This window comes from Bacteroidales bacterium (assembly GCA_023229505.1).
Taxonomy (GTDB): domain Bacteria; phylum Bacteroidota; class Bacteroidia; order Bacteroidales; family JAGOPY01; genus JAGOPY01.
On the sequence record JALNZD010000005.1, the window covers coordinates 74,231 to 99,802 of the forward strand.

The following is a 25,572-nucleotide window of genomic DNA, read 5'->3' on the forward strand; positions in this document are numbered from 1 at the left end:
AGAATGAACACAAACCAACTCAAGAAATTTGCGCAGGAAGCACGCATAAAACTTATAGAACAGGTCGGGGCAAAACTTTCCTTTGTGCTGACTGCTGATACGGCTGTATTGCGTGAACAAGCTGGACAACTAAAACAACTGCGGGAAGAATTAAATAGAACCACCAAGCAGCAGTTGATCGAAAAGGTTGCCTATACGTGGTTTAACCGTTTGATGGCGCTGCGGTTTATGGATGCCAATGACTATCAGCCCTTGGGCATCCGTGTCATTACGCCAAAAGAAGGATATACCCTGCCAGAAATGCTGGACGAAGCAAAAAGGGGCAACATACCCGAAGAACTGCGATTAAACAGGCAAAGGGTGTATGATCTGCTGGATAACCGCATACCCAGTTCAAATCCCCAGAATGAAGCATTCAAGGAACTGCTGATCGCGTCCTGCAACCATCTTCACAGCACTTTTCCCTTCCTTTTTGAAAGAATTAATGATTACACGGAACTGCTAATGCCAGATGATTTAACCAGCGACTTTTCAATTGTTACGCAGGTGCGAAATGGGATGCCAGCAGATGATTGCAAGAACGTGGAAATTATTGGGTGGTTATATCAATTTTATATTTCAGAAAAGAAGGATGAAGTTTTCGCTTCAAAGGAAAAAGTTAAAAAGGAAGACATCCCTGCGGCAACCCAGTTGTTCACCCCAAGATGGATCGTAGAATATATGGTGCAGAATACGGTCGGAAAACTTTGGTTGCAGAACAATCCCAAATCCCGACTCAGGGAACATATGCCCTATTTCATTGAATCGGTATCGCTTACGGCAGATGATTATTTGAAAATAAGTTCCCCCGAAGAGATCAGATTACTTGATCCCGCCAGTGGCAGCGGACATATTTTGGTATATGGGTTTGACTTGTTCACCAAGATATATGAAGAACAGGGGTATAACACCAGCGACATTCCGAAGTTGATCATTGAAAAGAACCTTTACGGCTTTGAAATTGATGAACGAGCGGCACAACTTACAGCGCTTGCATTGATGATGAAAGCGCGGGAATACCAGCGCAGGGCATTCAGGAAAGATATCAAGCCAATTGTTTTCTGTTTTCAGGATTTGCGATTGACTACTGGTGAAATAAAAGAATCACTGCGCTTGCTAAGCATACGGGTATCGGATGAACTGATACACGACCTGAATCAAATGCAGCAAGCCACAAATTTTGGTTCATTGATCATTCCACATTCACATTCGACAGAAATCCAACAGGTAGGTGAAAAACTAAAGCAATTACTCACAAATGCTGATGTATTCCAGAGGAATAAAATAGAAGAACTGGTCAGAGCGGATGAGCAACTTAAAGCACTTGCAGAGAAATACCATTGTGTGGTGACTAACCCACCCTATCTTGGTTCCAGAAAAATGGAAGATGCTACATCTCAATGGCTAAAAGATGAAGGGTATTCAGATGTTTCTCGTGACTTGTACTCATCATTTATCAAGCGATGTATTACTTCGAGTATGAAAATGGGCTTAACAGGTATGATTACCCAAATTTCTTGGATGTTTACGAATGATTTTAAAAAATTTCGAACAGTATTTGTTGAACAATATCATTTAGAGAGTAGCATTATTCTTGGTAGTGGGGCGTTCGAAACTATTTCGGGAGAAGTCGTTAAATCTTGCGTTTTCACAATACAAAACAATAAATCAAATTATCTAACAATTTTCATAGATTTATCTAAAACAAACGATAAAGAATCTGAACTTCATAAATCACATAAATACCTTCGAAACATTAATATATATAAAAAGTTAAACCACCAAGCATTTGCTTATAAACTAAATGAAAAAAGTATAGACATCGTATCCCAATCAAAATTAATTGAAGATTTTATTGATGTAAAACAGGGTTTAGCAACAGGTAATAATGACAGATTTGTACGTTTCTATTGGGAAATTGAAAATAAGAAATTCGCGGCTACTGCATCAAATTATAAGTTTGGTATAAAATGGTATCCCTATGATAAAGGTGGTGGATATCATAAATACTATGGTAATTATTTGAATGTAGTGGATTGGGATATGGATGGGGATGAAATCAAGAATTTCAAGGATGCAAATGGTAGTTTAAGGTCAAGACCCCAGAATGAGTCCTTCTACTTTAAAGAAGGATTAACCTTTAATCTTACAGGGAGAATTTCGTTTAGGTATAAAGAACAGGGGCATATATTTGATGTTCAAGGAAGTAGTTTGTTTTTAAAAAAGGAGTCAAATCTGACTTACCAATCATTCTGTGGCTTCCTTAACTCAAAACTTGCTGGATTCTTTACTGAACTAACGAATCCAACAATGGTTACGCAAGTTGGAGATATAAATTCAATCCCGATAGTAATACCCCCAGAAGATACTATAATATATTTTGATAAACTGTCTAATTCGAATATATTAAACTCTTTTGAAGACTGGAACAAATTTGAATCTGCCTGGGGCTTCACAAAATGTTCTCTTATAATTAACTTGGATAACCATTTAAGGAGTATTGATGAAATATATGGGGAGTATACACAGAAATGGCGTCGGAATTTCTATAACCTTCATCAAAACGAAGAAAAAATAAATAGCAAATTCATAGAAATTTACGGCTTACGGGATGAATTATCTCCAGATATTCCTTTAGAAGACATCACAATTCTCCAAGACGAATTAGACAGAAAAGCCCTTGTCAAACTCAATAAGAAATTTGTCCGCGATCCAGAAACCCACCAAGTCCTGAACTACAACGAAATAGAATTGCCCTTTATCCCCCAAGAGATTATGGCGCAGTTCATCAGTTATTCGGTGGGTTGTATGTTCGGGCGCTACAGTCTGGACAAAGATGGATTAGTTTTGGCAAATCAAGGGGAAACCCTTCAAGATTACCTTCAGAAGATCGGCAAATCGGCACAGGAATGTTCCTTCCTGCCCGATGAAGACAATATCATCCCTATATTGGATAATGAATGGTTCGAAGATGACATCGTGGGAAGGTTCCACCAATTCCTGAAAGTAACGTTCGACGAAAAGAACTTCAACAAGAACCTTGCTTTCATAGAAGAACAGATTGGCAAGGATATCCGCAGTTATTTCATCAGAGATTTCTACTCAGACCATATCCAGCGTTATAGAAAGCGTCCGATATACTGGATGTTTTCCTCTCCCAAGGGCTACTTTAATGCTTTGATCTATATGCACCGTTACACGCCCGATACGGTTAGCAATATTCTGAACAAATACCTGAAGGAGTTCATCGGCAAACTGCACACCCGCAAGGAACATCTTCAGCGGGTTCAGATCAGCGGCTCACCGTCTGAAAAGACCAAAGCCATCAAGGAAACCGATAGCATAGACAAAATGCTGATTGAATTGCAGGAATACGAACGCGACGTATTATTCCCGCTTGCAACGGAACGAATATCCATTGACTTGGATGACGGCGTGTTGGTGAACTACAACAAGTTCGGCAAGGCTGTCAAAGAGGTTAGCGGATTAAACGACAAACAGACCAAAGATAAGGTCAGGAAATTTGATTGGATTGACACAACGCAGATACGATGAACAAGATAGAAGAAGCATTATCAAAACTATTTGCCAAGCACCGTATCATCCTCTGGTACGACGAAGGCTCCGAACTAAAGGAAGAATTTGATGCGTTGGCATTGGAAGGCATTGAAAAGGTGGTGGTGGATAAGAATGAGTTTTACGTCAAGTATTTAACCAACAAGCAAAAGCCCAACCAGCAGTTCCTGTTGTACATTCCCGCCAAAAAGCCCGTTCATTCAGAAAACTGGTTGCTGGATATGGAACTGGCGCATTATGTCTTCCAGACCAAACAGGAAGCGATGTTCGCCCAAGAACTCGAACTGGATTATGATTTCACCGCGCTCATTGCCGAACACATAGAATTTTTCAAAAACAAGGATCGCAGAGCATTACTAAAGGATTTGCTGGGCAAGGAAGATGACTTCCAAGCCATCCGTTATAAAATGCTGGCGGTGCTGTTCAATACCGATAATGTCAGTCTTATTTCTTTCCTACAGGTACACGCATCAGCCTATAACGACGGCAATGAACGTTACGACAGGGAACTGGAACGCTATAACCTGAAAACGTTTTACTGGAAGGAGATATCCCGCAAATATGGCTATACCAATGAAAAACCCACAGTATATGATTTCCTTATAGAGGTTTTCAACAATAATTTTTCCATTAGCAAGCGCACAGGTATAGCAAAGGAGTCCAAGATATTAATATCAATGTGGAAGGACTCCATCTCCTACAAGGATGCCTACCGCTCCCTATCCCAAAAGATCGCAGGTGATCTGAAAATAGAGTCCGTGCTGAATGATGCAAGCATTGATGATGTCATCGACGATGATTTGTTCGAACTGATCGACAAGAAAATCATTTCCGAACTGGCACAACTGATCTGTGAAGAAGGCATCTCCGCCGACAGGCTGAGCCAACTGACCAAGAAAAGGGAAAACAAGTACTGGTATCTGGATTACGAAGATTTCTATGCTTGTCTGGATATGGGTATGCAGATGATCAGTTTGATCCGCAAAATTGACAAGACAGAGATCGGATCATTTGAGGATGGTATCAACGCTTATGCGGGAAAACAGTACCAGATTGATTACCATTACCGCAAATACATCTACCATTACCGCAGGGCAAAACAGAACAAAGTCCTGCAACCACTAACCGAAAAGGTGGAAAAGGTTTATTGCAATGATTGGCTACTGGATTATGGCAACCGATGGCAGAAGATCATTGATGGCACCGATAAATGGTACAACCAGTACAAGGTGGCTCAGGGCAGGTTCTTTGCCGACCACGTGCAGCCGTTTGTCAGCAAGGGTCAACGGTTGTTTGTGATCATCTCCGATGCATTTCGCTATGAATGTGGGAAGGAATGCCTGCAAAAGATTCAGGCGGAAAAACGATTCGAAGGTGAACTGGAGCATATGGTATCTACCTTGCCTTCCTATACCCAACTGGGAATGGCGGCACTGCTGCCAAACAAGGCAATGTCCTTCCAGCCAGAATCAGAATATGTGCTGATTGACGGCAATTCTACGCAGGGTGTTCAAGCAAGGAGTAAAATACTGGAGCAGAATGCTGGGGTTCGGGCAGCGGCAATCAACGCGGAAGATTTTGTGAAAATGAACTCCGCCACGGACGGCAGGGAGTTTGTTAAGCAGTATGATCTGATATACATCTACCACAACCGCATTGACAAGGTGGGTGATGACAAGACATCGGAAGAAAAGGTGTTTGAAGCCGTGGAGCAGGAAATAGAGTTTTTGATGGATGTGTTGAAAAAGATCGCCGCTATGAACGGCAACAATATGTTCATCACGGCAGACCACGGGTTTCTTTACCAAAATAAAGAACTTGCCGACAGCGACTTCTCCATTGGGGAAATATCGGGTGATATCTGGAAGGAATCACGCAGGTATGTCATCGGCAAGAACCTCAAGGGTGATGCCAGCACAAAGCATTTCACCGCCGAGCAACTCAACCTTTCGGGTGATGCTGAAGTGCTCATTCCCAAATCCATCAACAGGATTCGAATCAAGGGCGCAGGAGCGCGGTATGTTCACGGTGGGGCAACATTGCAGGAAATCGTCATCCCGCTGCTGAAGGTCGCCAAAAAGCGTCAGGATACCACCAAGCAAGTGGATGTTGACATTATCAAATCAACGGACAAGATTACCACCAATATTCTGGCGGTTTCCTTCCTGCAAACGGAATTGGTCAGCGATAAAGTCCTGCCACGACATATCAGAAGTGCCCTGTATGCCGATGACGGGGAAATGTTGAGCGATCAGTTCACATATCTGTTTGATGTTATGGAAGGCACTGAACGGATGCGCGAAGTGAAGCACCGTTTCCATTTAAGCAGCAAAGCCAGCGGAAAATACAAGAATCAGCGCATCAAACTGGTTTTGGAAGAACCCGTTGAAGGCACCAGCAAGTGGAAGCAGTACAAGGAATACACATATACCCTGAATATTTCATTCACCAACGATTTTGACGATATGTAATTATGAATGAACTGGATAAGAAAATAAACCAGCATTTCGCTGGAAAGGTCGTCCGCAAAGACCTGACCAAGTTGGTCAAAGGGAATGCCATCGTGCCCATATATGTGCTGGAATACTTGCTGGGGCAGTACTGTGCCACGGATGATGAAGAAACCATCGCCCAAGGAGTGGAAACGGTAAAAAGCATCATCGCCAAGCATTTCGTGCACCGTGATGAAGCCCAGTTGATAAAGGCAACCATCCGTGATACCAAATCCCATAGGATCATCGACAAAGTTTCGGTCAGGTTGAATGACAAAAGGGATTTGTATGAAACCTTTTTTGCAAATCTTGGACTGAATAAGGTTGCCATCAATGAGGATATCGTTAAACACAACCAGAAACTGCTTTCAGGTGGCGTATGGTGTCTGATCACAATGGGATATGAACCATCCGAAGAACGGGATTCATCGCCGTGGATCATTGAGAACCTGAAAGCCATCCAGATTTCAAACGTGGATGTGGATGAATTTAAAGAGATACGCAAGCAGTTCACCACCGATGAATGGGTTGATCTGCTGATGCAAACCTTGGGCTTGAACCCAGAGGAGTTCACCTTCCGTTCAAAATTGATCCAGTTGGCAAGGTTGATCCCGTTTTGTGAGAACAATTACAATCTGATTGAATTAGGGCCGAAAGGAACGGGCAAGAGCCACATCTTTTCGGAGATGTCGCCACACGGCATCTTAATTTCTGGTGGTGAAGTATCAAAAGCCAAGTTATTTGTAAATAATAGCAATGGTGATATCGGCTTGGTTGGATACTGGGATGTAGTGGCTTATGATGAATTTGCTGGCAAATCCAAAAAGGTCGACAGGGGGCTGGTGGACATAATGAAGAACTATATGGCAAACAAGTCCTTTAGCCGCGGCAAGGAAGTTTACGGTGCAGCGGCATCTATGGCATTCATCGGTAACACCGATCATCCAGTGCCGTATATGCTCAAACACAGCAACCTGTTTGATTGCTTGCCTAAGGAGTATTACGATACTGCATTTCTGGACAGGTTGCACTGTTACTTGGCAGGATGGGAAGTACAAAAACTGCGCAATGAAATGTTCTCCGACAACTATGGATTCATTGTAGACTATCTGGCGGAAATACTGAAGGAACTTCGGAAAGAAGACCGAATGAATAATTACACCAAATATTTTGAACTTTCAGATACCATCACCACCCGTGATAAGACTTCCATCGCCAAGACGTTTTCTGGGTTGATTAAGGTGATATTCCCCCACGGAGAATATACGGAAGCGGAAGCCCAAATCATCCTTGAGTTTGCCATTGAAAACCGCAAACGAGTAAAAGACCAACTACGAAAGATGGATGAAACCTTCGAACGAGTAGACTTCTCTTACATCAATAAGAAAACCAGCAAGAAGACTTTTGTGCAGACGCTGGAATATATTGAAAATAAAGAACTGCTGGGGCTGCAAGATGACGAGCCGATGCCAGAAGAAGCCGAGCCAACGCCCAAAAAAGAAGAAGCGAAGGCAACTGTGGAGTTGAAGGAAGGGCAAAAGATCATCCGTGATAACCAATCGGGCATATCCTTTGAAATGCTGTTCGGTGATTACCTTGTCGGGGCAAAGCAAATTACCATAACCGACCCGTACATACGCCTGCCTTACCAGTTGCGAAACTTTATGGAGTTTGCCAAACTGGTTTCCACCCGAAAGGATGAACTGGAAGAAGTTACCATCCATCTAATCACATACAACAACGAGGAATTCATCGAAAACTCCAAGGAAGCATTCAGGGAGATCGCTGATTCGCTGGAATCACTTGGCATCATATTCACATACGAGTTTGTAGAAAACACCCACGACCGCTCGATAGTGATGGATAACGGCTGGAAGATAGTCCTTGGGAGGGGGCTGGATATATTCCAGAAGACCAACGGCTGGTATGACATTGCGGAGTATTATCAGGAGAAGCGTTTATGCAAGGGGTGTGAGATTACGTATGTAAAGACGAAATAAGACAATGAAGTATGATTATTGCTGATTTGTATAAGTCAAATGCCCAGATTAAATTTTACAAGGAAGAATTAAACCGATTACCCCTGGCAAACGCGGATTGGGCTCTTCATCGAACCCAGGGAAGTAGTTCTGGATGACCTAAATACTGCCCAAATTTACGTCAGCATCGCCCGAATTTTGCGCGATCTCCTGGAAGGTGGACATTCATATCATCCTGGGGTGAAAGGGCATAAATCGAGGGAGGGCTTATCTTACTGATTTAATACCCAGCGTTGCACTTACGGATTGGAACTACCTTTACATTGAATTATTTAAAGAAATTGGGAATAATATTTGATAATATTATATTTGTATTAATTTTGCCAAGTTTTGAAACATTATCAGGCTTAATTCGTTTATCAAGCATAGTTTAAATGACTAATTTTAAAAATAAGTCTGATTTCAACTTCGATGGATCAAAATTATTAATTGATAGAAGTTTATTTTCACCAAGTATTCATTGTCTTTACTATGGATGTGTTCAATTAATCATTCATTTGCTTATAACTAAATATGGCTATACTGAAGATTCAATAAAAATTGCTATTCAAAATTTGAAAGACAATAAACTGGGTGGAACACATACATTTTACAACACGACAATATATAGAATTGCATATTCAGCCAATAAATATACGGCCTTAGACTTACAAAGAAGTTTATCGAGTTTAAAAATATCTCGAGAAGAAAGTGATTACGAAAGTAAAGAGATTACTTATGATATTTGTCACTTAGCTGAACAAAAGAAAGATAAAATTTTAGAGATTTTAAAGAAAATGTAATATGGAAAGTGTTGATTTTTTGAAAGATCAATTAGAAAAATTATCCAAACGGCATCCTATCAGTATTAAATATCAATTTGATGGATCTTACAATAACCATATAATTGAAATCCATCCAGCTTTTGTATTTGATTGCAACCAGTCATATAGGTTAGCAGAGGCAGATTTGATTTATGATTTCCTGTCACAATTTCCTGAAGAAACAATTCTTTTTGTTAAGAAAGATGACCTCATTAGGGTGACTAATCCTATTTTAGAAATACCAATGATTAACACTGAATATTCTAAACTCCGGAATTGGATTGAACTCATTAAACAAAACTCAACGCCTTTTATAATAGCTCCAGTTACAAGGGAAAAGAGTGGAGAAAATGATTTTGCTTTAGCTGCGTAATATTTAATATATGAAAGGTCAACATTCATCATTTGTATTTAATGGCTATTTAATTCAGGAAAGTCACATAAAACGTGAGCCTAAAACAAAGGAAGATGAATTTCATATTAAAATTGATCCGGTAGGGAATTATTTTGAGATTACACGAGATTTTCAGCTCACACTTAAAGTAAAAGTATGGGAGAAAAACAACAGATTTAATGCGAATGTAACTTGTATTGGATTTTTTAGTTTTGCAGAAGGAGCAAAGGAAAAAGAACTTTCTACATATTTTTACACAAATGCTCCTGCTATCTTATTCCCTTATATTAGATCGTACATTGCGGCTTTAACTGCATTATCCGGAATGGAAGTAATACATATCCCTACTCTTAATTTAACTAATTTATCTGACGAATTAATGAAAAATACTACCATAGTAAAAGGTGATTAATATAATTACAGGGACTTCGGTCTGTTTTCCTTTTACAATTACAACATTTTAATCTTTGGATATTTATTTTCCCCCAAATTCCAGTTATTTCCTCATAATCTCCCGCTTTGGTTCTTCATCGAACCATGAGAAGTAGTCCTGGATGGTTTTCGTGGAGAGGTGACCATTGAAAGTTATTAACAATATGGCCAATCGGGAGGTCAAACCTTTACCTATACCTTTACCTAAACGCAAAATCAGCCAGCCAACATTGATGTTAACTAACTGGTTTTCAACTTGTGGGAGTTACTGGATTCGAACCAGTGACCCTCTGCTTGTAAGGCAGATGCTCTGAACCAACTGAGCTAAACTCCCTTTAAAAAGGGCTGCAAAAGTAAGATTAAAAATTGAAATTTAAAACTAATTTTGGAAACCATTTTTAACAGATGAAAATCCTCCTGTTCAATCCGCCAAGGTCGCCGGAAAATAAAATCCTGGAGCATGCACCCGCAGATGCATTGCCGTTTATCCATAAGAAGCTGATCGGCCCTCCTCTTGGATTATTGACTGTTGCTGCCGCGGTAAAGGATTTTGATGTCACCGTCATCGACCTGAAAGGAGAATATGACATCCATCCTGATGCTCCCGGGTTAAATGACCTGGTTTTGTCATATCTCCAGGAATATAAGCCAAACCTTGTCGGTGTAACTTTCATTGCTTCGGAACTGTACTATGGCCTTGAAATTTTCCGCGTCTCGAAACGATTCGATCCGGAGATACTTACGGTAGCCGGCGGATTGCATGTAACGATCTGTCAGGAAGATTTCGCTGATCAATCAGTTGACATTTTATGCCCGGGACATGCTGCCGGAATATTCCGTGAACTGGTCATCGCAAAGGAAAAAGGATTGCCATTTGAAAATGTCGGCGGTATCATCATTAACACTAAAAATGGGTTCCGCAGTTCTTCGTTGCCTGCCCCGAAATGGGATGCTGCAGGAGAAAACTTTATCATGCCCGACCGAAGCCATCTCAAAAAGTGGCTCTCGACCTACAAAGTCGGTAATGATCCCTCCCCGGTCACATATATTTTTACCTCCCTTGGCTGTCCGTATGCATGTTCATTCTGTTCCATATGGCCGCAGCATAACAAAAAGTATTACATGCGTGATATTGAATCGGTCGTGGATGAACTTAATTACCTGGATGATTATAATGTAGTAAGGTTTGCAGATGCCAATACAATCGTGGATATCCGTTTCATTCATTCGCTATTTGACCGGATAAACGAGGAGGGTATTAAAAAAACCTACATCATGGACATCCGGCCGGATACTGCAGTTAAACATCCTGATTTAATTGAAAAATTGGCTAAAGCCGGGCTGAAAGTGGTCATTTGCGGATTCGAATCATTCCGTGAAGAGGAGCTGAAAAATTATAACAAGAAATCATCTGCAAATAATATTGAAGACTCCATTGAAATATTTCACCGGAACGGTATCATGATCCGTGGTAATTATATTGTTCCGAATGACTATACTGAGAGTGATTTCAGGGCGCTGGCCGATTATGCCGGTTCACATAAGGTTGTATATGCAGGATATACCATCCTGACTCCCATGCCTGGAACAATATTGTATAAGGAAATAAAAGATCAGATCATCGATTTTAATCTTTCAAAATATAACTTCTTCAATTGCGTGCTGAAAACAAAAATACCGGTTGAAAAATTCTATGAAAGTGTCGGGAGTTTATGGAAGATAAAGCTTGGTAAAGATGTCATATGATTTTAATGGTTGACTTGTCAACCTGAAACGGCTTCTATAAACTGATCCAGCTTATTGACGGAGAATGATTTAAAATCACCGGCAATGAACCGAAAGTTACGCGTAAGACCATCTCCGGCGCCACATTCAAAAAAGATATCCACACCCTGCCTCAGCAACATATTCATCGTATCCAGCCAGTTCATCCTGGAATACAGGTTATCGATCACCTCTCTGATCAGGCCATCTCCGGTATTAATAATTTTCTGATCAATATTTGAAATATACCTATAGGCCGGATCTGTAAAATTGATTCCTCGCACGATTTCGGAAAATCCAGGGACTGCATTCTTCAGAAATCCTGAGTGATAGGGTTTTGAAACAGGCAACATATTCGTGCGCAATGCTCCTTCAGCTTTTGCGGAATTTAAAATACGCTTTACTTCATCATACTTGCCCGAAATGATAAATGTATGCGGGTTGTTCTGGTTGCAGATCCGTACATCTTCTGTTCCATGCAACAAATCAAGGATATCGGGCTCGATCAGCCCAACTATCATCCCCATCCCATATTTGCCGGTGGCGGCGACCCCGGATATATTCTCCCAGGCACTTTTCACCAGGAGCAGTCCGTCGATAAAGGTGACTGATCCGCAATAATACATTGCAGCATAGATACCCATGCTGTAACCGGAAACGAAGGCAGGCCTGATAAATTGACTCTTAAGAATATCTGCGATCGAACAACTGAAAATATAACTGATATACTGCGACTTTAGCTCATCGTTTAAAAAGTCATTTTCCCTGAAGTCGAACATGGTCAGATCTACTTTCAGTATATCCGAAGCAACTGCAAGCAGCCGGTCAAAATTATTCTCATAAGCTGGGATCGCCTGCCGCTCTGTTCCGGCATATTCGCTGACGAAGGCCGGGAAAATAATGCATGTTGTAATGACGCTTTAATTTAGGAGTGCAAAATTATCTGAAAAATTACATACTCATTTGAATATTCAAAGTATGATTCAATTTTGCGATATTTTTTTTTAAGAAAAAGTTCTGCAGCATAACCATTCAGATGGATAGAATATTCCCGAAGATTTTTTTCATTAGTAAACAGAATTTCAATGTCTTTCCATGATATCCTGCTGTTGGTCCAGCTCACGCCGAGCGCCTTAAAAAATGCTTCTTTGCAGGAAAAACCCAATGGAAAAGTCAACTGTGAATGAAGATTAAGGTTGCAGGCGATTTCTTCATCAGTATAAACCAGATGGATAAAGCCCGGAATTTCTGTTTTTGAAGGAATATGCTTATTAAACCTGATCAGCTCTTCAATATCAATGCCGCATCCGAGGATTTCATTCATTCGCTGGTAGTTCTGAAAATAAATTAATCAAGTTCCGTGATCTTATTTTCATATTTTATCATCAGGAGCTGGGTATCAATCAATTGCCCTATAGTTTCTACGGGATGTTTAAGAACATATTTACCGACGGTCTTTAGCTCGATATTGAGGTTATATTTCTTCTTGAAAATTTCGATCAGTTCGAGGAACATAAGAGAATCACCTTCCAGGTCGGAAATAATGTTGGTCTGATCATTTATCTTGCTGAGGTCAACCTCGCATTCTTCTGCAAAGAATTGACAGACAATCTCTTTTACTTCTTTTCTGATACTTTCAGTTATCTCTATCATAGGTTGACTTTATTTTTTTAAAAGAAAATGATGCCCGTTTCCGGGATAAAGTTAGATATATTTTTTAAAGACCAATGAAGCGTTATGGCCCCCGAATGCAAAAGAATTTGAAATAGCGCAACGAACAGGCTGCTTTCGGGTTCTATTTGGCACATAATCCAGGTCCAGTTCCGGGTCGGGAATATCCAGGTGTATGGTAGGCGTGATGATATCATGATAAATACTCATCACCGTGACAACACCCTCGATAACACCTGCAGCTCCGACTGTGTGTCCTATCATCGATTTTGTCGAAGAAACAGGGATTTTATAAGCATAATCGCCGAAGACTTTTTTAATTGCCATGGTTTCATACTTATCGTTCAGGGTGGTCGAAGTACCATGTGCATTGATATACCCGACTTCATCCGGCTTCACGCCGGCATTTTTCAGAGCTGTCTCAATGGTTTGCATGATGCCTTCGCCATCTTTCATCGGGGCCATAATATTGTAAGCTTCGCTGGTTATTGCATAGCCTGTGAGTTCTGCATAAATTCTGGCGTTTCTTTTTAATGCAGATTCTTCCGATTCCAGAATCATAATACCGGCGCCTTCGCCGATGACAAATCCATCGCGGTCTTTTGAAAAGGGACAGCATGCTTTTTCAGGATCATTATTCACCGATAAAGCATAAAGTTCATTGAAACCTTCTATCTCCTCCCGGTTAATGATCGAATCGGCTCCACCTGTAATGACGATATCTGCCACCCCATTTTTGATCATATCATACCCGATCCCGATTGCATAAGCTGATGAAGCACAGGCACAAGAAACTGTGAAATTTGGGCCGCGCAGTTTGTATTCGAGAGAAATCCAGGCCGACATGGCATTGCTCATACTTTTCAGCACCTTATTTTTCGCGGTGGTTCCCTTCTCAGTACTGGTGTTAGCAGTACTTACCACACCAAGGATGACGGCACATCTTGATTTATCCTGCGATTCAAAGTCGATAGCAGCATGCCTGACTGCGTCAGCAGCACACACATAGCACATCTTCGTAACCCTGGTCATTTGCTCGGCGGTTCTTTTCCTGATATATTCTGAGGCATATTCCTCAAATGAATCGGGAACCTGGGCTGCGATCCTGGTTTGAAGGCCAGCAGGATCAAACAAAGTAATCGGTTTTACACCGTTTTTTCCGGCAACCATATTTTCCCAGCTTGTCTGCAAATCCAGGCCAAGCGAGGTAATGATGTTCATGCCGGTGATGACAACTCTTTTATGCATGCGGATTCGAAAATTTGAGATATGAAAATTTGGAAATTCGAATGAAATGTGTGTTTTTATGGTTTTATACTCATTAGCAAAATAAAGTAAAATTTTACTTCTATTTTTGTCCGGTAAATATATTTCATCATAAATTTATCAAGATATAAATATATTAAGAGTCATTATGTTTGAATATAAATTCAGTGTGCGTGGATATGAACTGGATTCTTACGGCCATGTTAACCATGCCATTTACCTGAATTATTTTGAGCAGGCGAGGTGGGAATTATTCAGGCAGCTTGACCTGATCGGATATTTCAAAGAGAATGATTTGCTACTGGTTGTTATTGAAATTCAAACCAGGTACATTCGTGAAATCACGCTGTTTGATGAGATGATCATTCGGACAAAAGTGGCAAAAGAAGCGCCCTACCTGGTTTTTAATCACAAAATGTATTTTAACGGATCGAATATTAAAGTGTGTACCTCAACTGTCAAAACCTTATTTACAGATAAGGGGAAATTAGTACGTGATATCCCTCCGGTATTTTTAAATAAACTCATATGACAATGGAATATCAAAAAAGCGACATATGGGAAAGAACCGGAGCGATAGGTGTTTTGTCGTTATACAGTTTACATGAGAATTATCTTGATGAACCTGAGTTCATTAAGATGGAACTGCTTGAGGAGATGTTTAGCGAACCTGGCCTGAAAGGAGTTATTATCAAGGGCAGTGGTCGTCATTTTTCGGCAGGGGCCGACATAGATAAGTTGCAACAACTTGCTAAGGATGAAGCATTGCTCACAAGAAAAATCTCAGCCGGCAAGAAAATTATCCGGTTTATTGAAAATTTAAATATTCCTGTCATAGCCGCTATCAGCGGGGTATGCTTTGGAGGGGGTCTTGAGATAGCGCTGGCATGCCATATCCGAATCTGCAGCGAAAATGCCTTATTCGCTTTTCCTGAAACGAATTATGGCATCATTCCGGGCCTGGGTGGAACAGTAATGCTCACAAAACTCATTGGCCCGGGAAGATCGGCTGAGATTATTCTCTCGGGAGAGATTGTGAATGCTCAAAGAGCACTTGAATTGAAATTAGCTGATTATGTAGTGCCCACTAAGGAATTGCATTCATATACAATTGATTTTCTGAACAGAATGACTGCCGACAGAGACATTAATGTCATCCATTCGGTGATGAAATCCATAAATAATTCTCAGACGCTATCGTATGAAAAAGCGCTTGAAGAGGAAACGAAATTATTCTGTGCCCTGGCAGTCAGAAACATGCAGGACAAACAATAACGCTTGAATGGAACATTCCCCGGCATACAGCAAGCATGTTGACCTGATCAAAAAGGAGGAATTCATCCACTTGTTTTCCTCAGGTGAAAACCCTGAAAGGTGGTTTTCGGAAAAAGAATTAGAAGTATTTTCATTCCCAGAGAATGTCAGAAGTCTTGCCGCCAGGTATTTGATAAAGAAAAGGATTTGTGATCATATCAATGAACCTGCTTACATAAGAGAAATTGAAATCCTGAACGATTCTTTCGGAAAACCGGAGATAATACTGGGAGAGAATATCCGCCATGCAACTGAGCGGGCCGGGATTAAAAAAATACTCTGCTCTGTATCCCACTCGAGGAACTATATCACCGGAATGACAATTTTTTGCTTGTAAATGATGTTGAGAACTATAAGTTGGAAAATAGAGAATAATATTGGCCACCTGGTATTAAACCAGCCTCCGGCTAATATCATGACAAGGTATTTTTTTGATGAGTTGAACCTTCTTACCCTTGAAATCATTCCGGAATCTGAAATAAAATCACTGGTTATATATGGCAATGGCCGTCATTTTTCTGCAGGCGCCGATCATTATGATCTTTCTGACCGGATCAGGGAAAATCTTCCGGAAGGTTATCCTGCAGAATTGCCTTCCTTTTTAAATAAGACAATACAAAGTTTCCTTTACATTGATCAATTACAGATCCCTACTTTTGCTGCGATCAGGGGAACCTGCTTTGGATCTGCATTAGAATTGGCGTTAACCTGTAAATACAGGATTTGTGCCGAAGGTACAGTGCTTGGTTTTCCTGAGAGCTCTTTTGGCTTAATGCCGGGATGCGGCGGCTCAGTTAAGCTTCCGGCAATAGTCGGACGATCAAAAGCAATAGAATTGATCATCAGTGGCAGAAATTTTTCGGCAGCCGAGGCCTATCACTGGGGGATTGTACACAAAGTTGTACACAGAAAGGTATTGATCGGGGAAACCCTGAAAATGGTCAAGGCGTTGATTGAGAGTTAAAAAAAATAAATAAGCATGGCTGATCTGAATAATATTGATGTTCGGGTGACCGGGACTGGAAGCTTTTTACCCGGACTACCTATTTCCATCGATGAGGTTGATTATTTCCTGGGTGAATTGACAGAAGCGCCCAAAAAAATTCAAAATTGGCTGAAACGGATGAAATTGCTGATGAAAGAGATGCTTGAGGTAGAAAGGTATCATTACGCGATTGACCCTGTAACTAGAGAATTTACGGAAGATAATATCACCATGTCTGTCAAAGCAGCGGGAAAAGCACTCAAAATGGCAAATATGCCGGCAGGCGAAATTGAATTTATTGCTTATGGAAGCGCCCACATGGATCAGATGCCGACGGCATCGGTCAGGATACAGGAAGCGCTGGGAATTGATCAATGCGGAGAAATCTCAATTCATGCGAATTGCACATCTGCTTATAAAGCATTGCTTATAGCCCATGATTTCATTAAAAACGGCAGGTATAAAAATGCCCTTGTCATTTCATCAGGTATGTCGTCATCAGAGTTGAAGGCAGAATATTACAACCAGCCAATAGTCAGGAAAGAAGAATTGTTCCTGCGTTACTTTTTAAGTGATGGTGCCGGTGCAATTGTATTGGAAGCCGACCAGTCAGGTAATAGCGGATTGTACGTTGAAAATGTATACATGGAATCGGTTGGCGGGAGTAAACCGAGCGCCATGAAAAACCGGCGACCGGCATACTGGATGAACCCAAAGGAAGAATTCGAGAAAGGTTACCATCATTTGTCGCAAATGTTCCAGGATGAGTTAAGAAAGAATTTTCATGAGGCGGATGGAACTGTCTTTTTCAATGGACTTCAGCGCTTTCTCAGGAAATATCCGGCCGACCTGTCGCGGTTGAAATACTTCCAGGTAAATTTCCCGTCAAAACATATTTCCGAATTGATCATTGAAGAATGTGAATCTTTAGGCATATCCAGGGATACGCTCTATACAAAAATGTCGGGCCTGGGATATGCCGGGCCACCGATGGTTTTTATCTGTCTTGATCAGATCATGCGCGAGGAGCCGTTGGTGAGCGGAGACCTGGTATTAAGCTTCGTGACCGAAGTGAGTAAATTCATGCAGGCAGGTTATACTATGAAATACAGATGATTTTACCGGTTGATCGATTGAAAGAAATCAAACATATTGGTGTAGTTGGTGAAGGGAAAATGGGTACATCCATATTCTTTTATCTGAGCGGTTATGATTTCCGGCTGGCCTGGCTTTGCAGTTCAGAAGCCAAAAGAGATAAAGCTCGGAAAACCTTCAGCAAGAAAATAAACCTCCTGCTTCAATGTGGCGTTTTGACAGAAAAGGATTATGTTTCAAAGCAGGGGAAAACAGTAATTACTGCTGCTTTCGAGGATTTAAAAGATTGTGACCTGGTCATCGAAGCGATTACAGAAGATATTGGTTTGAAGCGAAAACTTTTTGAATCGCTTGACAAGGCAGTAAATATCGATTGCATTTTCACCACAAATTCATCGTCTGTTCTTCCATTGCAGTTATTCCCATCAGAAAACAGGAAAGACAGGTTCTGCGGACTGCACTTCTTTTTTCCTGTGGCGATGAAGAGCATTGTCGAACTTATTGCTCGTTCGTCAACATCCTTGCAAACCAAAGCGTTGCTGAACCAGTTTCTTTCGCGGATAAATAAAAAACCTTTTCACCAGGACGAAGCAAATGCTTTCATTTTGAACCGGTTGTTTCTTGATTTCCAGGCAGGGGCTTACCAAGTTTTCCTGGAAGGCAGATTATCTTATCAGGAGATTGATGAACTGGTAAGAAAACATCTTTTTCCGATCGGAGTGTTTGAATTTTTCGATCATGTGGGGATCGACGTTATGCTTTCATCTGTTAAAACCTACACGAAAGCTATCAGCAATAAAGCATTTTATGCCCCGCTGATTGAAAAAATGGAAGAATTAGTGAAACTCAACCACTTAGGCATCAAGACCAAACGCGGATTCTACGATTATGCACCTCTTGAAGAAGAAGGCATTAAAGCTACAGACAAAGCTACAGACAAAGCTGAAGACAAAGCCGACTATAAACGCAATGTAACAGAACGGCTATGGGATTATTATATCGGATCGGTAATTCCGGTAATTGAGTCGGGTTCATGCTCCCGTGAAGATCTTGCTTATGCCGTAAAAGATTACATGGGAATGGATTCCGATCCTTTCAAACTTCCTTCTTTCAACTTGCTTTAAAGAATTTCCGGCCAACGGCCTCACTCCCCCAGGTAAAACCTCTCCGGGTACTTGGGGGTCACTCCCCGGTAGAAATCCCTGATTTCTTTCATTTGTTTTTCCATATCGCCATTGGGAAAGATCACCTTTCCGACCCCTCCCTTCTTTTTTGCATAATCAAGATAACCTAAGGCGATGGGAACCTGAGCCTGGTTGGCAATGTAGTAAAAGCCTTTTTTCCATTGCCTGACGGGTTTTCTGGTCCCTTCAGGGGTGATGACTATGAACAGGGATTCTGATTTTTTAAATCGTTCGACAACCTGGTCGACCATTTTGCTGCTGCGGCCGCGATCGACAGGCAGGCCGCCCATGTGGAGCAGCAGGTGTTTAAACGGGAACCGGAAAGCCTCCTTTTTGATCAGGAAACTTGCCTTGACGCCTAGCACCCAGTAGGCCAGCCGCCCGATGACAAAGTCCCAGTAACTGGTGTGGGGAGCTACGGCTATGACACACTTTTTCGTTCCGGGAGGAATGACACTGGTGATCTTCCAGCCCATCAGCCTAAGAATTAATCTGGAAAAAAGGATTAACATGAAAAGAATTTAGGAAAACAAAATTAGGAAATATATAGTTTAATTATTGTGCCGATCCTTTCGCAGAAGCAGTATTTAAATTTCCCTACCTTTGCGGTTTGCGGTGTAATCACATCCTGTGAAGAAATTCCTTTCATACTCTTACATGACTGGTGCTTGCGTGATGATTTCCGCATTCATCTTATCTTCCTGTAGTCTAACCCATTCCCTGCAGCCCGAAGAATATCTCCTGATAAAGAATCATATAAAATATACCGGCAAGAATCCCGGGATCAGCAGCGATGAGCTGTCTTCTATTGCCAGGCCAAGGCCCAATCGAAAATTCCTGGGTATTTTCAGACTTAAAGCATATCTGTATCATTTAGGTACGAAAGGAAAACAAGAAAGTAAATTCAGGGTCTGGCTGCGTGACGGGGCCGGAGAAAGGCCTGCACTTTTTGATTCTTTAGCGTCTATCAATTCCACCGGCGAGATGGAATCCTACCTTAACAAGGTTGGGTATTTTTATTCAGATGTCAGCTTTGATACCAGGCATCTCAGGAATAAGAAAGTAATAGTTGATTACCTGGTCAATCCTTCTGCTCCTTACCGGTTAATAACAGTGGAATATGGCATTGAAGACAGCGTCCTGCTTCAGTTTATAAGGAATAGTAAATCGGAAAGCAAGATTAAGCCCGGTTCGATTTACAATGCCTTCGATCTTGATGATGAAAGGGGCAGGATAACAGATATTCTGCAAAATAATGGTTATTACTACTTTAACCGTGATTTCGTCTTTTTTGAGATCGATAGCGCTCTAAACAACCGGGAGATGAATCTTAAGGTAAAGATCAAGCCCAATATGGTTGCTTCCGTAACCGAGCCCTGGAAAATCATTCCGCTGCCCCATAAGCGCTATTTTATCCGGAACATATATATCCGGCCGAATTTTGATCCACTGGCACAGCCAGACATTCAAATGGATACGCTTAAGTTTACTGTATATTATAAAGATAAGAAGAAAAGGCCAAGTGATTACTATATTCTCCACCAGAAAAAGGACAATATTCAGCCCAGAACGATTGTCCAGTCGGTTTTTATAAAGTCCGGCGATTCGTATCGCAAGGTCGATATCAGCAAGACACGGTCGAGAATAGCTGAACTGGGCGTTTTTGGTTATTCCAATATCCGTTTTGTGGAGGTCCTGACACCGGATACTGCTTTAAGAGGGTTACTGGATTGTAATATTGACCTGTCGAAGAGAAAACTTCATTCATTTACGGTTGAAACCGAGGTGACCAATTCAGGCGGAAGGCCTGGTATCGGCTTGAACTTCACTTATCAGAACAGCAATATTTTCAGAGGATCTGAGACTTTACGACTCAAAGCAAGGGGGGCAATGGAAGCCCAGAAAATATTCGGCAACAACGTTGCTTATTCCGCGGCCACTCCATTTTTTAATACCATCGAATCCGGCCTGGAAATGAGTATCATATTCCCTCGTTTTTTAATCCCGGTCAGGCAGGAAAGATTTCCCAAGTACTTCAGACCAAAAACTACGACAAGCCTGGGTATCGGTTATGAAATCAGGCCGGAATATGAAAGGTGGCTGACCAGTCTTTCTTTTGGATATGACTGGAGAGAATCGGAAAGAAAACGGCATCAGCTCTTCCCGTTTGACTGGAGTCTTGTCAATGTAACGCTATCGCCGGAATTCGAACAGCAATTGAAGGAAGTGCCAAATGACCGTATTAAAAATCAATATAAGGATAACCTGATCACGGCTGCCAGGTATTCTTTCACCTATAACACACAGGATATCCGGAAAATCCAGAACTTCTTCTATTTCAAAGGAAACTTTGAGACAGCCGGTAATGTATTAAAAACTGGCAGCACTATTTTCAATGCAAAGACAGACACCCTGGGGCATTATATTTTATTTGGCATCCCTTATGCGCAATATGTCAAGATTGACGGCGACATTCGTTTCTTTGACGTAATCAGCCGGAGTAATTCTGTGGCTTACCGTTTGTTCATGGGCGTCGGCATTCCTTATGGCAATGCTGAAGTCTTACCGATGGAGAAAGGATTTTATGGCGGAGGTGCCAATGGTATGCGGGGATGGCCATATCGTTTGCTCGGGCCTGGTTCATATGAGAATCCGGAAGACAATTTTGACCGTATGGGTGATGTTCAGTTTGAGGCGAACATAGAATTACGTTTCCCGGTTTACAGTTTTATCAAAGGCGCGCTGTTTACCGATATTGGCAATATCTGGCTGTTAAAAGATGCCGAATCCTATCCCGGAGGGAATTTTAGTTTCGGCAGATTTTATAAAGAGTTAGCGATCGATGTAGGACTAGGAGTAAGGCTCGACTTCAACTTCTTCCTCATGAGGGTTGATTTTGCGATCCCCTTGTATAATCCCGCAAAACCGGAAAGCAAAAGGTGGGTTTTAAATAAATGGCAATTTTCAGATGTAATAATCAACTTCGGGATAGGTTACCCATTCTGATTCTTACAGCGGAAAATGCGCTAAAGCGCATTTAAATTCAGCTATCGCGCTTTCCGGCATTTAACCAACGTATGGCTGATCCCGATATGATCCGTTATTTCCTCAATCCTTAATCCTGCTGCCTCTATCATTCTGTGCATGTCTGATGAATGGTACATGCGGCTATTGCCGTTGGCCAGGCAGGTGAAGTAAAGCGAAGTAGCATTGAGGCTGTATGAAGAAGCTTCATATTTCTGCCGGTCCCAGAAAAGTTCCAGGATATAGAGGGCAGAATGATTGTCCATTGCCCTGACAGCCCTGGTGAGGATGCTGTGGATCTGCTCTTCGGAAAAACAATCGAGGAACTGGCTCATCCAGATCGCATCAAATCCCTCTGGTAAGTCGTTTTTATGGTCGAGCATATCAGCCGCAAAGAAGTGGATTCTTTCTCCAAGCCCTTTTTCGGTGATGATTTTTTGGGCTGCCTTCAGGGTATCCGGAAGATCGACTATCGTTACTTCTAATCCGGACATTTGTGTCACACACTGAACGGCAAATTTGCCGGTATTTCCTCCCACATCCATTAAAGTAGATGGATTATCTTTAGCAATCAGGGGGATGATCTCCGGGAAAGCGATATCAGAGTAGTAATGGTCGAAGCCAAACCAGCTTTTCTTTGTCTGCTCAGGCAGGAACTGCAACCCGGGATATATTGTTTTCCAGTCGCCAAACACTTTCAGGCCTTCCGGTTTGCCATTTCTGACCGATTCTTCGAGGAAGAAAAATGGCTCATAGCAGACATCGTGGACGAAATCCATATTAACCATGGTCATGCTGTCGTTCAGGATGAAAAAGCCGGTTTTGGTCAGGATATATTTTTCATCCTGCATCATGACAATGCCCATGCTCAGACCCGCATCCAGGAGAACCTCCACGCCATATTCCGAGAGGTTCAGCCGGTCAGCAACATCCTTTGAAGGAACACCAGAAGATCCGGCTTCGCTAACCAATTTCAGGATTCCTAGTTTAACCAATGCACGGGCTGCCTGGAACATCACAGGGCCGAAGGCTATCTTTTGTGCTTCTGTTTTTGCTTCAAATGCTGATCGTTTATCGTTACCGAAATCTTCTTTTTTCATCTTTATTCTATAAAATTAAGGTGTAAAATGATGGCGCGAAGATAGTATATATAAGTTCAAGGTACCAATTGGATCAGTATGCCCTTCTGGCTGGATAATCCATCCTGGTGACGATATCGCCGGCGTATTTATTTACCCAATGGATTGTTTCACTGGTAACCTCATAGCTGTCGTGTCTAAAACCGGACATTTCATCCATGTAGCTTTCAAAATACTGCAGGGAATCTTCAAAGCCGGATATATCAAATTGATCGAAGATCCTTCTCAAGCCTTCAATGGCATTTTGACTGAAATCCTCAAATTTGATTTCCATCAGATTTTGTGGAGGGATTTTATCCTTATCAAGATAATAATGCCTGACCATATCAGCATAAACACGGGTTGATCTTTCGCGTGTCAGTTCTTCATTGGCATCCTGAACTTGAATAACAGGCATGACTTCCTGGAAAAAACGATAAAAAGACTCGACAGTCTTGTAGGGATCGCGGTAGAGGAAGATAAACCTGGCATCAGGGAACATTTCGAGAATTTGACTGATCCTTGCCATATTTGAAGGGTTTTTGGAGATAAACCTGTCTCCTTTCTTGTTCAGGATTGCCTTACGGATCAGCTTTAAATATTCAGACTTCCACCTGGCGATAAGTTTATCGTCCAGATCTTTCATGAAAAGTTCCTTATTATAAAACCGGTCAAAATCTTTCGGGAAACAAAGAAAATTATAAAAGCTGATATCCTGTACGTTAGCAAGGGCAATTTCTTCTTCCTGCGGAAGGTCCATGCCCATTTTTACATCATCAAATGGCCGGTGTGTAGGCCAGAATTTCCCGATAATAGGTTTAAACCACCAGGAATGACCGAGATGGTTGGGGAAGACGGTCTGATAGGTTGTGATATAAGCTGTGCCAGGCGCACGGCATAGCAGGTTATGGAGAAGTGTGGTCCCGCTTCTCCAAAAACCGATGATAAAAACCGGTGGTTTCGAAATGCTTACCCTTCTGATCCTTCTTCTCCAGGTCAATTCTTCCCACCAGCGAAACGGTTCCAGGATACAACTCACAATAACAGTACCTGCAACCCTTCCGGCATATTTTATATCCAGGCTATGACTTACAAGCAGATGTATAATATGGGATACAGAACCTCCCGCTAAAACGGTGATTAAAAATGAAAACCGTCTTCTGACTTCCTTATTACTCATAAGAACCGGAAAATATTACTCTTCGAAAATCAAATATATAAAATCCTTCTATATACTCTGTAGCATTTGATAATTAAAGATTAATTACTTTTGATTTTGCCCAAATTAAGCTGTTAAATGCTGAATATGAGATTCAAATTAGTCTTTCTGATTTTAATTTTATTCTTTCCCGCTTTAATGGCAAAAGGGCAAGGAGCTTTCTTTAAAAAAATATTTACCGTCACATATGACACCAATTATATTTCAACTTATATAGCCGATTATACTACCCGGGTTTATGGTTCAGTGAAATACAGTAATATGGGTTTCAACGACAACTTAGTCGGGAAAAGCCTGGCATACACGCCAAATAACAAATTACTGCTCGGGATTGGTGTTAATCACGGAATTCTCGGATTAAATATCGGGATAAATTTTCCGTTTGTAAACCAGGATGATGAAAAATACGGGAAGACAAAGTATTATGATTTCACCATGAGGTTTTTTGCGCCTTGTTTCAATGCAACGATATATCTTCAGAATTACAAGGGTTTTTACCTGAGAAATACCAAAGATATGATCCCCGGCTGGCAGGCAGGCGATCTTTATTATATCCGAGGGGATATCCGGTCATGGACTATAGGCCTGGACGTAAGTTACATCGTTAACAGCAGTAAGTTTTCTTACCGTGCTGCCGTATTGCAGAATGAATGGCAGAAAAAGAGCGCCGGGTCTTTTCTTGTGGGAGGAAGCTTGTTTTATAATTCTAACGTCGGCGACTCATCCATCGTTCCTTCTCAGCTTTATTATGGTTTATTTTATAATAACATGAAGTTCGACCGGTCTAATAATTTCTCCATAGGGCCTATATTAGGTTATGCATATTCTTTTGTGATTAAAAAACATTTTTTCATCATCGGTGCGATCAATGGCTCGGGGAATGTTGGTTATACCCAACTTCTCCTTGTTGATAACGAGAACAAAGTCAAATCAGGTTTAGTCCTGGGTTTTAGAGCGGAAATTTTTATTTCAGCCGGGTATAACAGTGACAGATGGTATTTCGGGGTTTCATTCACGAATATGTCTGTTGTCACGCAGGCACCTGTTTCTGATCGGACTATCAGTTATGATACAGGAATGTACCGTTTTAATATCGTCAGGCGGTTTTCAACTAAAAAGCCGATCAGGCTTCTCAATCCAGGCATTAGCCGCTGATA

Annotated in this window: 22 protein-coding genes and 1 tRNA gene; 15 read left to right on the forward strand and 8 right to left on the reverse strand. The window is 41.4% G+C overall.

Annotation, left to right across the window (positions count from 1 at the left end):
* Positions 1-3 precede the first annotated feature (3 nt).
* From pglX to M0Q51_03240, 6 genes are all read left to right on the forward strand, one after another.
* Positions 4-3,594: a BREX-1 system adenine-specific DNA-methyltransferase PglX gene (gene pglX, locus M0Q51_03215; protein ID MCK9398993.1), complete on the forward strand. Its 3,591-nt coding sequence runs from the start codon at positions 4-6 to the stop codon at positions 3,592-3,594.
* Positions 3,591-6,086 (forward strand): BREX-1 system phosphatase PglZ type A, encoded by a 2,496-nt coding sequence (gene pglZ, locus M0Q51_03220; protein MCK9398994.1) that lies wholly within the window; start codon positions 3,591-3,593, stop codon positions 6,084-6,086. Before pglX ends, pglZ begins: the two co-directional genes overlap by 4 nt.
* A gap of 2 nt (positions 6,087-6,088) precedes the next feature.
* Positions 6,089-8,107: a BREX system Lon protease-like protein BrxL gene (gene brxL, locus M0Q51_03225; GenBank protein MCK9398995.1), complete on the forward strand. Its 2,019-nt coding sequence runs from the start codon at positions 6,089-6,091 to the stop codon at positions 8,105-8,107.
* Between the two features lie 413 nt (positions 8,108-8,520).
* Entirely contained in the window at positions 8,521-8,928 is a 408-nt protein-coding gene (locus M0Q51_03230) for a hypothetical protein (protein ID MCK9398996.1), read from the forward strand.
* A gap of 1 nt (position 8,929) precedes the next feature.
* The gene (locus M0Q51_03235) at positions 8,930-9,322 is read left to right on the forward strand and encodes a hypothetical protein (protein ID MCK9398997.1); all 393 of its coding nucleotides are present in this window, start codon (positions 8,930-8,932) and stop codon (positions 9,320-9,322) included.
* Positions 9,323-9,332: 10 nt separating this feature from the next.
* Positions 9,333-9,755, forward strand: a complete 423-nt coding sequence (locus M0Q51_03240) for a protein-export chaperone SecB (protein ID MCK9398998.1) — start codon at positions 9,333-9,335, stop codon at positions 9,753-9,755.
* 279 nt (positions 9,756-10,034) lie between these two features.
* Here M0Q51_03240 and M0Q51_03245 read toward each other — a convergent pair.
* A tRNA-Val gene (locus M0Q51_03245) sits at positions 10,035-10,109 on the reverse strand.
* A gap of 71 nt (positions 10,110-10,180) precedes the next feature.
* Between M0Q51_03245 and M0Q51_03250 the strand changes: the two genes are divergently transcribed.
* A complete protein-coding gene (locus M0Q51_03250) occupies positions 10,181-11,521 on the forward strand; it encodes a B12-binding domain-containing radical SAM protein (GenBank protein MCK9398999.1) in 1,341 nt (446 codons plus the stop codon).
* A gap of 17 nt (positions 11,522-11,538) precedes the next feature.
* Here M0Q51_03250 and M0Q51_03255 read toward each other — a convergent pair whose 3' ends face one another.
* From M0Q51_03255 to M0Q51_03270, 4 genes are all read right to left on the reverse strand, one after another.
* The gene (locus M0Q51_03255; protein MCK9399000.1) at positions 11,539-12,318 is read right to left on the reverse strand and encodes an acyltransferase domain-containing protein; all 780 of its coding nucleotides are present in this window, start codon (positions 12,316-12,318) and stop codon (positions 11,539-11,541) included.
* Positions 12,319-12,464: 146 nt separating this feature from the next.
* On the reverse strand, positions 12,465-12,863 hold the full coding sequence (locus M0Q51_03260) for a 4'-phosphopantetheinyl transferase superfamily protein (protein ID MCK9399001.1): 399 nt from the start codon (positions 12,861-12,863) through the stop codon (positions 12,465-12,467).
* Between the two features lie 23 nt (positions 12,864-12,886).
* On the reverse strand, positions 12,887-13,192 hold the full coding sequence (locus tag M0Q51_03265) for an acyl carrier protein (GenBank protein ID MCK9399002.1): 306 nt from the start codon (positions 13,190-13,192) through the stop codon (positions 12,887-12,889).
* 51 nt (positions 13,193-13,243) lie between these two features.
* Entirely contained in the window at positions 13,244-14,458 is a 1,215-nt protein-coding gene (locus M0Q51_03270; GenBank protein ID MCK9399003.1) for a beta-ketoacyl-[acyl-carrier-protein] synthase family protein, read from the reverse strand.
* A gap of 166 nt (positions 14,459-14,624) precedes the next feature.
* On the opposite strand from M0Q51_03270, the gene M0Q51_03275 reads away from it, so the two are divergent.
* Genes M0Q51_03275 through M0Q51_03300 form a run of 6 tightly spaced genes read left to right on the forward strand, consistent with a single transcriptional unit; the run spans position 14,625 to position 18,994 of the window.
* Positions 14,625-15,008, forward strand: a complete 384-nt coding sequence (locus tag M0Q51_03275) for an acyl-CoA thioesterase (protein MCK9399004.1) — start codon at positions 14,625-14,627, stop codon at positions 15,006-15,008.
* A 2-nt stretch (positions 15,009-15,010) separates the two neighbouring features.
* On the forward strand, positions 15,011-15,751 hold the full coding sequence (locus M0Q51_03280) for an enoyl-CoA hydratase/isomerase family protein (GenBank protein ID MCK9399005.1): 741 nt from the start codon (positions 15,011-15,013) through the stop codon (positions 15,749-15,751).
* Positions 15,752-15,758: 7 nt separating this feature from the next.
* Complete coding sequence (locus M0Q51_03285) at positions 15,759-16,127, forward strand: hypothetical protein (protein ID MCK9399006.1); 369 nt, start codon at positions 15,759-15,761, stop codon at positions 16,125-16,127.
* The gene (locus M0Q51_03290; protein ID MCK9399007.1) at positions 16,128-16,754 is read left to right on the forward strand and encodes an enoyl-CoA hydratase/isomerase family protein; all 627 of its coding nucleotides are present in this window, start codon (positions 16,128-16,130) and stop codon (positions 16,752-16,754) included.
* Between the two features lie 15 nt (positions 16,755-16,769).
* On the forward strand, positions 16,770-17,891 hold the full coding sequence (locus M0Q51_03295) for a hypothetical protein (GenBank protein ID MCK9399008.1): 1,122 nt from the start codon (positions 16,770-16,772) through the stop codon (positions 17,889-17,891).
* Positions 17,892-17,908: 17 nt separating this feature from the next.
* Positions 17,909-18,994 (forward strand): 3-hydroxyacyl-CoA dehydrogenase family protein, encoded by a 1,086-nt coding sequence (locus tag M0Q51_03300; protein MCK9399009.1) that lies wholly within the window; start codon positions 17,909-17,911, stop codon positions 18,992-18,994.
* A 20-nt stretch (positions 18,995-19,014) separates the two neighbouring features.
* Here the strand turns inward: M0Q51_03300 and M0Q51_03305 are convergent, their stop codons facing one another.
* The gene (locus M0Q51_03305; GenBank protein ID MCK9399010.1) at positions 19,015-19,530 is read right to left on the reverse strand and encodes a 1-acyl-sn-glycerol-3-phosphate acyltransferase; all 516 of its coding nucleotides are present in this window, start codon (positions 19,528-19,530) and stop codon (positions 19,015-19,017) included.
* A 154-nt stretch (positions 19,531-19,684) separates the two neighbouring features.
* On the opposite strand from M0Q51_03305, the gene M0Q51_03310 reads away from it, so the two are divergent.
* Entirely contained in the window at positions 19,685-22,060 is a 2,376-nt protein-coding gene (locus M0Q51_03310; protein ID MCK9399011.1) for a BamA/TamA family outer membrane protein, read from the forward strand.
* A gap of 41 nt (positions 22,061-22,101) precedes the next feature.
* On the opposite strand, the gene M0Q51_03315 is transcribed toward M0Q51_03310, so the two are convergent.
* Together M0Q51_03315 and M0Q51_03320 are read right to left on the reverse strand one after the other, a co-directional pair.
* Positions 22,102-23,178: an acetylserotonin O-methyltransferase gene (locus M0Q51_03315; protein ID MCK9399012.1), complete on the reverse strand. Its 1,077-nt coding sequence runs from the start codon at positions 23,176-23,178 to the stop codon at positions 22,102-22,104.
* A 73-nt stretch (positions 23,179-23,251) separates the two neighbouring features.
* Positions 23,252-24,376, reverse strand: coding sequence for a sulfotransferase (locus M0Q51_03320; GenBank protein ID MCK9399013.1), 1,125 nt, complete (start codon positions 24,374-24,376; stop codon positions 23,252-23,254).
* A 126-nt stretch (positions 24,377-24,502) separates the two neighbouring features.
* On the opposite strand from M0Q51_03320, the gene M0Q51_03325 reads away from it, so the two are divergent.
* A complete protein-coding gene (locus tag M0Q51_03325) occupies positions 24,503-25,570 on the forward strand; it encodes a DUF4421 domain-containing protein (protein MCK9399014.1) in 1,068 nt (355 codons plus the stop codon).
* Positions 25,571-25,572 lie beyond the last annotated feature (2 nt).